General features: G+C 68.5%; 12 protein-coding genes. All 12 read left to right on the forward strand.

Going from position 1 to position 11,699, the window contains the following annotated elements; translation table 11 throughout:
- The first annotated feature begins 76 nt into the window (after nt 1-76).
- The 12 genes from glyA (at nt 77) to ACFWZ5_RS16695 (ending at nt 11,557) form a co-directional block, all read left to right on the forward strand.
- The gene (glyA, locus tag ACFWZ5_RS16640) at nt 77-1,375 is read left to right on the forward strand and encodes a serine hydroxymethyltransferase (protein ID WP_384797116.1); all 1,299 of its coding nucleotides are present in this window, start codon (nt 77-79) and stop codon (nt 1,373-1,375) included.
- A gap of 102 nt (nt 1,376-1,477) precedes the next feature.
- Nucleotides 1,478-2,845 carry an MraY family glycosyltransferase gene (locus ACFWZ5_RS16645; protein ID WP_384797114.1) on the forward strand — a complete coding sequence of 456 codons (1,368 nt, stop codon included), beginning with the start codon at nt 1,478-1,480 and terminating at the stop codon, nt 2,843-2,845.
- 261 nt (nt 2,846-3,106) lie between these two features.
- Nucleotides 3,107-3,568 carry a hypothetical protein gene (locus ACFWZ5_RS16650; RefSeq protein ID WP_384797111.1) on the forward strand — a complete coding sequence of 154 codons (462 nt, stop codon included), beginning with the start codon at nt 3,107-3,109 and terminating at the stop codon, nt 3,566-3,568.
- A gap of 276 nt (nt 3,569-3,844) precedes the next feature.
- Nucleotides 3,845-4,615, forward strand: a complete 771-nt coding sequence (gene atpB / locus ACFWZ5_RS16655; RefSeq protein WP_384797119.1) for a F0F1 ATP synthase subunit A — start codon at nt 3,845-3,847, stop codon at nt 4,613-4,615.
- A 76-nt stretch (nt 4,616-4,691) separates the two neighbouring features.
- Nucleotides 4,692-4,928, forward strand: a complete 237-nt coding sequence (gene atpE / locus ACFWZ5_RS16660) for an ATP synthase F0 subunit C (RefSeq protein WP_030685170.1) — start codon at nt 4,692-4,694, stop codon at nt 4,926-4,928.
- A gap of 39 nt (nt 4,929-4,967) precedes the next feature.
- A complete protein-coding gene (locus tag ACFWZ5_RS16665) occupies nt 4,968-5,525 on the forward strand; it encodes a F0F1 ATP synthase subunit B (RefSeq protein ID WP_030685168.1) in 558 nt (185 codons plus the stop codon).
- Complete coding sequence (locus ACFWZ5_RS16670) at nt 5,522-6,343, forward strand: F0F1 ATP synthase subunit delta (RefSeq protein WP_384797107.1); 822 nt, start codon at nt 5,522-5,524, stop codon at nt 6,341-6,343. The genes ACFWZ5_RS16665 and ACFWZ5_RS16670 overlap by 4 nt, the downstream gene beginning before the upstream one ends.
- 124 nt (nt 6,344-6,467) lie before the next feature.
- Nucleotides 6,468-8,060, forward strand: a complete 1,593-nt coding sequence (gene atpA / locus ACFWZ5_RS16675) for a F0F1 ATP synthase subunit alpha (protein ID WP_384797104.1) — start codon at nt 6,468-6,470, stop codon at nt 8,058-8,060.
- Nucleotides 8,061-8,080: 20 nt separating this feature from the next.
- Nucleotides 8,081-8,998, forward strand: a complete 918-nt coding sequence (locus ACFWZ5_RS16680) for a F0F1 ATP synthase subunit gamma (RefSeq protein ID WP_384797101.1) — start codon at nt 8,081-8,083, stop codon at nt 8,996-8,998.
- Entirely contained in the window at nt 8,998-10,434 is a 1,437-nt protein-coding gene (gene atpD / locus ACFWZ5_RS16685) for a F0F1 ATP synthase subunit beta (protein ID WP_384797098.1), read from the forward strand. The genes ACFWZ5_RS16680 and atpD overlap by 1 nt, the downstream gene beginning before the upstream one ends.
- Nucleotides 10,435-10,564: 130 nt before the next feature.
- A complete protein-coding gene (locus ACFWZ5_RS16690) occupies nt 10,565-10,939 on the forward strand; it encodes a F0F1 ATP synthase subunit epsilon (RefSeq protein WP_016643256.1) in 375 nt (124 codons plus the stop codon).
- A gap of 159 nt (nt 10,940-11,098) precedes the next feature.
- Entirely contained in the window at nt 11,099-11,557 is a 459-nt protein-coding gene (locus tag ACFWZ5_RS16695; RefSeq protein WP_384797094.1) for a DUF2550 domain-containing protein, read from the forward strand.
- The last annotated feature ends 142 nt before the right edge of the window (nt 11,558-11,699 follow it).

Consider the following 11,699-nt stretch of genomic DNA (forward strand, 5'->3'; position numbering starts at 1 on the left):
GGAAGGGGCGGGTCTGGGGCGCACCGCGAGGACCGCACGACGCGCGCCCCTCCACCCCCCGCCCTACAGTGGAAAGATGACGACGGCGACCCCCGCGCACACCGCCGCCCCAGCGGCGTACGCGGAGCTGCGCCGCCAAGACCCCGAACTCGCCGACGTCCTCCTCGGCGAGCTCGACCGCCAGTCGACATCCCTCCAGCTGATCGCCGCGGAGAACTTCACCTCCAGGGCCGTCCTGACGGCCCTGGGCTCGCCCCTGGCGAACAAGTACGCCGAGGGCTACCCAGGAGCCCGCCACCACGGCGGCTGCGAGCTCGTGGACGTCGCGGAGCGCATCGCCACGGACCGCGCCCGGGCCCTCTTCGGCGCGGAGCACGCCAACGTGCAGCCGCACTCGGGCTCATCGGCGGTGCTCGCGGCGTACGCGGCCCTGCTGCGCCCGGGGGACACGGTCCTCGCGATGGGCCTGCCGTACGGCGGCCACCTCACGCACGGGTCGCCCGCGAACTTCTCGGGGCGCTGGTTCGAGTTCATCGGGTACGGGCTCGACCCGGAGAGCGGGCTCATCGACTACGAGCAGGTGCGGGCCCTGGCCCGCGCCCACCGGCCGAAGGCGATCGTGTGCGGCTCCATCGCCTATCCGCGCCACATCGACTACGCGGCCTTCCGCGAGGTGGCCGACGACGTGGGCGCCCATCTGATCGCGGACGCCGCCCACCCCATGGGCCTGGTCGCGGGCGGCGCGGCGCCCAGCCCGGTGCCGTACGCGGACATCGTGTGCGCGACGACGCACAAGGTCCTCCGCGGGCCGCGCGGCGGGCTCGTCCTGTGCGGGGCACAGCTCGCGGAGCGCGTCGACCGGGCGGTGTTCCCGTTCACGCAGGGCGGCGCGCAGATGCACACGATCGCCGCGAAGGCGGTGGCGTTCGGCGAGGCGGCGACGCCCGCCTTCACCGCGTACGCCCATCAAGTCGTCGCGAACGCAAGGGTGTTGGCGGACGCGCTCGCGGCGGAGGGGTTCGGCATCAGCACGGGCGGGACGGACACCCACCTCGTCCTCGCCGACCCGGCGCCGCACGGGGTGGCGGCACATGTGGCCCGCGGCAGGCTGGCCGCGGCGGGGCTGGTGCTCGACACCTGTGCGCTGCCACGCGGCGGAGCCGCATATGTCACGGCCGGGGACGGGCGCGGGCTCAGGCTCGGTACGGCGGCCGTCACCACGCAGGGCATGCGGGAGGGTGAGATGGCGCGGATCGCCGCGCTGTTCGCCGCCGCGGTCCGGGAGGAGGACGGAGTGAGGGGGGCGGTGCGGGATCTCGCGGGCAGATTTCCGCCGTATCCCGTCGCCGGGACGGGCGAGATCGCGCCGCTGTAGTGGACTTGTGCAACGATCCTCGCTACCCAGGCGTCCACAACCTTATGCGCGCGAAGCTAGGGTGTGGTGCTGAGATGGCCAGCGATACCTGTGGGGAAGCCCGTGCGTGAATATCTGCTGACGCTCTGCATCACGGCCGCGGTGACCTATCTGCTCACCGGCCCGGTGCGGAAGTTCGCGATCGTGGCCGGTGCCATGCCGGAGATCCGCGCGCGCGACGTGCACCGGGAGCCGACGCCCCGGCTCGGCGGTATCGCGATGTTCTTCGGCCTGTGCGCGGGCCTGCTGGTCGCCGACCACCTGCCCAACCTCAACGAGGTGTTCACGAAGTCGAACGAGCCGCGCGCGCTGCTCTCCGGCGCGGCCCTGATCTGGCTCATCGGCGTCCTGGACGACAAGTTCGAGATCGACGCGCTGATCAAGCTCGGCGGCCAGATGATCGCCGCCGGCGTCATGGTCATGCAGGGTCTGACGATCCTGTGGCTGCCCATCCCGGGCGCCGGCACGGTCTCCCTGACCCAGTGGCAGGGCACGCTCCTGACGGTCGCCCTGGTGGTCATCACCATCAACGCGGTGAACTTCGTCGACGGCCTCGACGGCCTCGCGGCGGGCATGGTGTGCATCGCGGCCGCGGCGTTCTTCATGTACGCGTACCGGATCTGGTACGGCTACGGCATCGAGGCCGCCGCCCCCGCCACGCTCTTCGCGGCCATCCTCATGGGCATGTGCCTGGGCTTCCTGCCGCACAACATGCACCCCGCCCGGATCTTCATGGGCGACTCGGGCTCGATGCTCATCGGCCTGGTGCTCGCCGCCGGCGCCATCTCCATCACGGGCCAGGTCGACCCGGACGCGATGAAGCTGAACCTCGGCGGCACCCGCGACGCCACGCACGCGATGCTCCCCGTCTTCATCCCGCTCCTGATGCCGCTGACGATCATCGCGATCCCGTTCGCGGACCTGGTGCTCGCCATCGTGCGCCGCACCTGGAAGGGCCAGTCGCCGTTCGCCGCCGACCGCGGCCATCTGCACCACCGGCTCCTGGAGGTCGGCCACTCGCACAGCCGCGCCGTCCTGATCATGTACTTCTGGTCGGCCCTCATCGCCTTCGGCACCGTCGCGTACTCGGTGCACTCGACGAACATGTGGATCCTGCTCCTGATCGTCGCCCTCAGTGCGGTCGGCCTCGGCCTGCTCCTGCTCCCGCGGTTCACCCCGCACACGCCAGGCTGGGCCGAGGGCTTCGTACCCCCGCGCTACCGCCGCAGCCGAGCGACCGGCACACCCGAAGCGACGACCGCCGACCCGGCCGGGGCCGCCGTCACCGCCGACTCCGCGCACGGGGCGGGCACGGCGGCCGACGGCGCGGCGGAAGAGCGCCCCCCGGTGGGCGCGGGCGTCAACGGCGCGACAGCGATCGGCACCCGCTCGCGCTTCCAGGAGTGGCGCAAGGCGGGTTCGTCGCGTTGACGTGCGACGGCAAAGCGGTCCATTACCAGACAAGTTGCCCGCCCGCATGCACAGACGCGCGGACTACTTCTCATGTGTGACACCGAGCACACCTGACAGGTAAAGACCTCATCAAATAGTTTGTGATACGGTTCACGAGACCCGGCGACAGAGCCGAAAGACCGTAGTGCGACGGTCTCTTGGACCGAGGACCCCGCTCGGCCCGGGTCTACGCTCGTCCATGACGACACCCTGCCCCCATCAGTAAGCGGAGTTGCCGCCATGCCGTCTCAAGACACCCGGACTCTCCTGCAGTCCGCCGTTCCCACCGCTGCCGCCGGCGCGATCGTCGCCGTGGTCAGTGGTGTGGTCGCGGGCGGCAAGGGGGCGCTCGGCGCCGTCATCGGCACGCTGGTGGTCATCGCTTTCATGGGGCTCGGCCTGTTCGTCCTGCAACGGACGGCAAAATCGCTTCCGCAGCTGTTCCAGGCGATGGGCATGATGCTCTACGTCGCTCAGTTGCTGCTGCTTCTCATCTTCGTGGGTCTGTTCAAGGACACCACCGCGTTCAACCCGAAGTCCTTCGCGCTCGCTCTCGTCATCGCCACCGTCGCCTGGATGGCGTCGCAGGCTCGCGCGCACATGAAGGCCAAGATCCTCTACGTCGAACCCGAACCCGAACCTTCCCCGGCCGCCGTCTCCCAGAAGGGCGACAAGCCGGAGAAGTCGGGGTCGGAGACGTGAGAGGTAGGGCCGGGATAAATGCCCGTTCGAGATGCTGCTATCGTCCGGTGCCAACTGCGGCACTGCAGGCGCGGGCATCTGAGCTGACGCCTGCACCATCGCGAGGCTCGATGCCTGACCGCCGCTCACACTTCCGAAACACCAGTCCGGTGCCGATCCGCGGCCGCGTGCCGCGCCGACTCGACAACGAGGTTGCCGTACCCATGCTTCACGCCGAAGGAGCCCGCGGTGAGTGCTGAACAAACTGAGCTCGCCTTTGACTGGAGCTGTCGGATCATGTCCGACAACGGCTGTGGCTTCCCGGCTCCGGGCCTGCACTCGTTCCTGTTCAAGCCGATCTTCGAGGTCGGCGGGTTCGAGTTCAACAAGGTGATGCTGCTCGCGCTGCTCACGACCCTGGTCGTCATCACCTTCTTCTACGCCGCCTTCGGCAAGGCCAAGGTCGTGCCGGGCAAGCTCCAGATGATCGGCGAGGCCGGCTACGACTTCGTGCGCCGCGGCATCGTCTACGAGACCCTGGGCAAGAAGGAGGGCGAGAAGTACGTCCCCCTCATGGTCTCGATGTTCTTCTTCATCTGGATCATGAACATCTGGTCCGTGATCCCGCTCTCGCAGTTCCCGGTCTCGTCGGTCTTCGCGTACCCGGTCGTGCTCGCGGTCATCACGTACCTGATCTGGGTGCCGCTGACCTTCAAGCGCCACGGCTTCGTGGGCGGCTGGAAGAACATCACCGGCTACGACAACTCGCTCGGCCCGATCAAGTGGCTGGTGTCGTTCATCGAGTTCTTCTCGAACCTGCTGGTGCGTCCCTTCACGCACTCCGTGCGACTCTTCGCCAACATGTTCGCCGGTCACCTGATGCTGGTGATGTTCACCGTCGCTTCCTGGTACCTGCTGAACAGCTGGATGATCCCGGCGGCCGGCGTCTCCTTCGTGATGACCGTCGCGATGATCTGCTTCGAACTCTTCGTGCAGGCCGTCCAGGCGTACGTCTTCGTGCTCCTCGCCTGCTCGTACATCCAGGGTGCTGTCGCCGAGCACCACTGACACCACCCACCCCGTAAGCCCCCAGATGCCCGGTGGCCAACCCCCACCGGTCCATGAAAGAGAAGGAAGAGACAGCATGTCCGCTGTTGAGCTCGCCGCAGGTGTTTCCGGTTCCCTCGGTTCGATCGGCTACGGCCTCTCCGCGATCGGCCCCGGCATCGGCGTCGGCATCGTCTTCGGTAAGGGCACCGAGGCCCTGGCCCGTCAGCCCGAGGCCGCCGGTCTGATCCGTGCCAACCAGATCCTGGGCTTCGCCTTCTGTGAGGCGCTCGCCCTCATCGGCATCGTTATGCCGTTCGTGTTCGGTCAGTAATTACTACTCACCGACACATTTTCGACGAAAGGCACTGATGTGATCGCCAACCTGGTTCAGCTGGCGGCCGAGGAGAAGCAGAACCCGCTTATTCCTCCGGGCCCCGAGCTGCTTGTCGGCGCCATTGCCTTCGCCATCGTTTTCTTCTTCTTCTGGAAGAAGCTCCTCCCGAACATCAACAAGGTTCTGGAAGAGCGCCGGGAGGCGATCGAAGGCGGTATCGAGAAGGCCGAGGCCGCCCAGACCGAGGCCCAGAGCGTTCTTGAGCAGTACAAGGCTCAGCTCGCCGAGGCACGGCACGAGGCCGCGCGACTGCGCCAGGAGGCGCAGGAGCAGGGCGCCCAGCTCATCGCCGAGATGCGGGCCGAGGGCCAGCGGCAGCGCGAGGAGATCGTCGCCGCCGGTCACTCCCAGATCGAGGCCGACCGCAAGGCCGCCGCGCAGGCGCTGCGCCAGGACGTGGGCCAGCTGGCCACCGAACTGGCCGGCAAGCTCGTCGGCGAGTCCCTCGAGGACCACGCCCGCCAGAGCCGCACCATCGACCGCTTCCTCGACGAGCTCGACGAGAAGGCGACGAAGGCCGAGGCGACTCGATGACAGCGCATGGAGCGAGCCGCGAGGCGCTTGCCGCCGCGCGCGAGCGCCTCGACGCGCTGACGGACAACACCGCGGTGGACGCGGCCCGGCTCGCGGACGAGCTGGCCGCCGTCACCGCGCTGCTCGACCGGGAGGTCTCGCTGCGTCGGGTCCTGACCGACCCGGCGCAGGCAGGCGAGGCCAAGGCCGAGCTTGCCGGGCGCCTGCTCGGCGACAAGGTCAGCGGCGAGACCGCCGACCTGGTGGCCGGCATGGTCCGCTCCCGCTGGTCCGCCTCGCGCGACCTGGTGGACGCCCTGGAGGAGCTGGCGGACGTCGCCGACCTGACCGCCGCGCAGAAGTCGGGCGCGCTGGACACGGTCGAGGACGAGCTGTTCCGCTTCGGTCGGATCGTCGCCTCCAGCACCGAGCTGCGGGCGGCCCTCACCGACCGCGCCGCCACCGCGACGGCCAAGGGCGAGCTGCTGCGCAGCCTGCTCGGCGGCAAGGCGGCGGCGACCACGGAGCGTCTCGTCGAGCGTCTTGTGACCGTGCCCCGTGGACGTAGCCTGGAAGCGGGACTCGAGTCCCTCTCCAAGCTGGCCGCGGACCGCCGGGAGCGCATGGTCGCCGTCGTCACTTCCGCCGTTCCGCTGTCGGACCAGCAGAAGCAGCGACTCGGCGCCGCGCTCGCCAAGATCTACGGGCGTCAGATGCACCTGAACCTGGACGTGGACCCCGAGGTCCTCGGCGGGATCCGGGTGCAGGTGGGCGACGAAGTCATCAACGGCTCCATCGCGGACCGCATCGAGGACGCGCACCGCCGCATGGCGGGCTAGCAACTCAACAAGCAAGACCGAACGGCCCGCGTTGGGCCGTGCAGAGGATTCACCTCTTACAGGGGGGAGTCCCCATCCCCCCCAAGTGAAACTTCGGGCCCAACAAGGAGAGCAGGGAACCCAGATGGCGGAGCTCACGATCCGGCCGGAGGAGATCCGGGACGCGCTGGAGAACTTTGTCCAGGCGTACAAGCCGGACGCGGCCTCGCGCGAGGAGGTCGGTACGGTCACCCTGGCCGGCGATGGCATCGCGAAGGTCGAGGGCCTGCCCTCGGCCATGGCCAACGAACTGCTGAAGTTCGAGGACGGCACCCTCGGTCTCGCGCTGAACCTGGAAGAGCGCGAGATCGGTTCGATCGTCCTCGGTGAGTTCAGCGGCATCGAGGAGGGCCAGTCGGTGCAGCGCACCGGCGAGGTCCTGTCGGTCGCGGTGGGCGAGGGCTACCTCGGCCGCGTCGTCGACCCGCTCGGCAACCCGATCGACGGCCTCGGCGACATCGAGACCAGCGGGCGTCGCGCCCTTGAGCTGCAGGCCCCCACGGTCATGGAGCGCAAGTCGGTGCACGAGCCGATGGAGACGGGCTACAAGGCCGTCGACGCCATGACCCCGATCGGCCGTGGTCAGCGCCAGCTGATCATTGGCGACCGCCAGACGGGCAAGACCGCCCTGGCCGTCGACACGATCATCAACCAGCGCGACAACTGGCGCTCCGGCGACGTGAACAAGCAGGTGCGCTGCATCTACGTCGCCATCGGCCAGAAGGGCTCCACCATCGCCTCCGTGCGCGGTGCCCTGGAAGAGGCCGGCGCGCTGGAGTACACGACCATCGTCGCCGCCCCGGCGTCCGACCCGGCGGGCTTCAAGTACCTGGCCCCCTACACCGGTTCGGCCATCGGCCAGCAGTGGATGTACGAGGGCAAGCACGTCCTCATCATCTTCGACGACCTCTCGAAGCAGGCCGACGCCTACCGCGCCGTGTCCCTGCTGCTCCGTCGTCCGCCGGGGCGCGAGGCCTACCCCGGTGACGTCTTCTACCTGCACTCCCGCCTGCTCGAGCGCTGCGCGAAGCTCTCGGACGAGATGGGCAAGGGCTCGATGACCGGTCTGCCGATCGTCGAGACCAAGGCGAACGACGTGTCGGCGTTCATCCCGACCAACGTCATCTCCATCACCGACGGCCAGTGCTTCCTGGAGTCGGACCTGTTCAACGCCGGTCAGCGCCCCGCCCTGAACGTCGGTATCTCCGTCTCCCGAGTCGGTGGTTCCGCGCAGCACAAGGCGATCCGCCAGGTCTCCGGCCGACTCCGCGTCGACCTCGCCCAGTTCCGTGAGCTGGAGGCGTTCGCCGCCTTCGGTTCCGACCTGGACGCCGCGTCGAAGGCGCAGCTGGAGCGCGGTCAGCGCATGGTCGAGCTCCTGAAGCAGGCCCAGTACCAGCCGATGGCCACCGAGGACCAGGTCGTCTCCATCTGGGCCGGCACCACCGGCAAGATGGACGACGTGCCCGTCGCCGACATCCGCCGCTTCGAGCGCGAGCTCCTGGACTACCTGCACCGCAAGGAGCAGGGTCTGCTCACCTCCATCAAGGAGGGCGCCAAGATGTCCGACGACACGATCACCGCCATCGGTGACGCCGTCGCCGAGTTCAAGAAGCAGTTCGAGACCTCGGACGGCAAGCTTCTCGGCGAGGACGCTCCTGCCGCTGCCGGCAAGTGACGACGGAAGGGACCTGACTCATGGGAGCCCAGCTCCGGGTCTACAAGCGTCGCATCAAATCCGTCACGGCGACCAAGAAGATCACCAAGGCGATGGAGATGATCGCCGCCTCGCGCGTCGTCAAGGCGCAGCGCAAGGTGGCGGCCTCCACGCCGTACGCGACCGAGCTCACGCGCGCGGTCACGGCGGTCGGCACCGGTTCGAACACCAAGCACCCGCTGACGACGGAGGCGGAGACGGCGACGCGTGCCGCCGTGCTGCTCCTGACCAGCGACCGCGGTCTGGCCGGCGCGTTCAACTCCAACTCGATCAAGGCCGCGGAGCAGCTGACCGCGCGCCTTGAGGCCGAGGGCAAGGAGGTCGACACGTACATCGTCGGCCGCCGCGGTGTGGCCCACTACAACTTCCGCGAGCGCAAGATCGCGAAGCAGTGGACCGGCTTCACCGACCAGCCCGAGTACGCGGACGCCAAGACGGTCGCGGCCCCGCTGATCGAGGCCATCGAGAAGGACACGGCCGAGGGCGGCGTGGACGAGCTCCACATCGTCTACACCGAGTTCGTCTCGATGATGACGCAGACGGCGATCGACAGCCGGCTGCTGCCGCTCAGCCTCGAAGAGGTAGCGGAGGAGTCGAACGCGAAGAGCGAGATCCTTCCGCTGTACGACTTCGAGCCGTCGGCGGAGGACGTCCTCGACGCCCTCCTTCCGCGCTACGTCGAGAGCCGGATCTACAACGCGCTGCTGCAGTCGGCTGCCTCCAAGCACGCCGCCACGCGCCGCGCGATGAAGTCGGCGACCGACAACGCCGGGGACCTGATCAACAATCTGTCCCGGCTTGCCAACGCGGCCCGCCAGGCCGAAATCACCCAGGAAATCAGCGAGATCGTTGGTGGCGCGTCCGCGCTGGCCGACGCGACCGCGGGGAGTGACAAGTAATGACGACCACTGTTGAGACGGCCGTTGCCACGGGCCGCGTCGCCCGGGTCATCGGCCCGGTCGTCGACGTGGAGTTCCCCGTCGACGCGATGCCGGACATCTACAACGCCCTTCACGTCGAGGTGGCCGACCCGGCCAAGGACGGCGAGAAGAAGACGCTGACGCTCGAGGTCGCCCAGCACCTCGGTGACGGCCTCGTGCGCACCATCTCCATGCAGCCCACCGACGGCCTGGTCCGCCAGGCCCCGGTCACCGACACCGGCGACGGCATCACCGTCCCGGTCGGCGACTTCACCAAGGGCAAGGTGTTCAACACCCTCGGTGAGGTGCTGAACGTCGACGAGCAGTACACGGGTGACCGCTGGTCCATCCACCGCAAGGCCCCGAACTTCGACGAGCTCGAGTCGAAGACCGAGATGTTCGAGACCGGCGTCAAGGTCATCGACCTGCTGACCCCGTACGTCAAGGGCGGCAAGATCGGTCTGTTCGGTGGTGCCGGTGTCGGCAAGACGGTGCTCATCCAGGAGATGATCTACCGCGTCGCCAACAACCACGACGGTGTCTCCGTGTTCGCCGGTGTCGGCGAGCGCACCCGTGAGGGCAACGACCTCATCGAGGAGATGTCGGACTCGGGCGTCATCGACAAGACCGCCCTTGTCTTCGGCCAGATGGACGAGCCGCCGGGGACGCGTCTGCGCGTGGCCCTCGCCGGTCTGACCATGGCGGAGTACTTCCGCGATGTGCAGAAGCAGGACGTGCTGTTCTTCATCGACAACATCTTCCGCTTCACGCAGGCCGGTTCCGAGGTGTCGACCCTGCTCGGCCGCATGCCCTCCGCGGTGGGCTACCAGCCGAACCTGGCCGACGAGATGGGTCTCCTCCAGGAGCGCATCACCTCGACCCGTGGTCACTCGATCACCTCGATGCAGGCGATCTACGTCCCCGCGGACGACCTGACCGACCCGGCCCCGGCCACCACGTTCGCCCACCTCGACGCGACGACGGTGCTCTCCCGTCCGATCTCCGAGAAGGGCATCTACCCGGCCGTGGACCCGCTGGACTCCACGTCCCGCATCCTGGACCCGCGGTACATCGCGCAGGACCACTACGACACCGCCATGCGGGTCAAGAACATCCTGCAGAAGTACAAGGACCTCCAGGACATCATCGCCATCCTCGGCATCGACGAGCTCGGCGAGGAGGACAAGCTGGTCGTCTCCCGCGCCCGTCGCGTGGAGCGCTTCCTGTCGCAGAACACGCACGTCGCCAAGCAGTTCACCGGCGTCGACGGTTCGGACGTCCCGCTGGACGAGTCGATCACGGCGTTCAACGCGATCTGCGACGGCGAGTACGACCACTTCCCCGAGCAGGCGTTCTTCATGTGCGGTGGCCTCGACGACCTCAAGGCCAACGCCAAGGAGCTCGGCGTCTCCTGAGTCATGTGACTCCTGGGGGAGGGGCGGGCGCGGCCCGAGAGGGACCGCGTTCCCGCCCCTCCTCCCACGCCTACTAGAATTTGACCCAACACCCGGCTGAACCGCCGGGTGGTGACCCGAGGAGCCACCCTTGGCTGCTGAGCTGCATGTCGAGCTGGTCGCCGCGGACCGCAGCGTCTGGTCCGGCGAGGCCACCCTGGTCGTCGCGCGCACCACGTCCGGCGACATCGGCGTCATGCCCGGTCACCAGCCGCTGCTCGGTGTGCTGGAGTCGGGCCCGGTGACCATTCGTACGAGTGACGGCGGCACCGTCGTCGCCGCGGTGCACGGCGGATTCATCTCGTTCGCGGACAACAAGCTGTCGCTGCTCGCCGAGATCGCCGAGCTCTCCGACGAGATCGACGTCCAGCGTGCGGAGCGGGCGCTCGAGCGTGCCAAGTCGGAGGCGGACGCCTCCGCGGAGCGGCGCGCCGATGTCCGACTGCGTGCGGTGGCGGCGCGCTGACCCCAGCGCGCGGCGTAACGTGACTCAGCCGCGGCCAGGTCCGGAACCTTCCGGACCGGGTCGCGGCTGCGGCAATGCGGGTGCTTTTTCGGGTGCGGTAGTTCGGTCCGTTTCGGGAAGTCGTGTTGAGACTGTAGTGAGGCGAGGAGGTCGGTGCCGATGATCCTCGTTCTGCTCGTGTGCGGACTTGCGTTGATCGCGCTGGTGTTGCTGGGGCTCTTCGTCTTCGGGCTGCGCCGCAGGCTCATCCAGCGCTCCGGGGGTACGTTCGACTGCAGCCTGCGATGGCCCGCGCCCGGCCCCGACGAGGCCCCCGACACCTCCGGCAAGGGCTGGGGGTACGGAGTGGCCCGCTACAACGGTGACCGGATCGAGTGGTTCCGGGTCTTCTCGTACGCGCCGAGGCCCCGCCGCATCCTGGAGCGCTCGGCGATCGAGGTCGTCGACCGGCGCGCGCCCGACGGCGAGGAGGAGCTCGCGCTGCTCTCCGACGCGATCGTGCTCGGCTGTCTGCACCGGGGCGTGCGACTGGAACTGGCCATGAGTGAGGACGCGCTCACCGGCTTCCTCGCCTGGCTGGAAGCGGCGCCTCCGGGCCAGCGGGTCAACGTGGCCTGACGCCACGTACGCCTCGTACTTCTCGTACACCTCGTACACCCCGTACGTCTCGTACGCATCCTTTCCCTGCCGCCGCGCACGGGCTTCGGCTCGTGCGCGGCGGCGGTGTTTTTCGCGGCGTCCTCCTTCGGGGGGAGGGCGG

Origin of the sequence: Streptomyces sp. NPDC059003, from assembly GCF_042740445.1 — a bacterium.
Classification (GTDB): Bacteria; Actinomycetota; Actinomycetes; order Streptomycetales; family Streptomycetaceae; genus Streptomyces.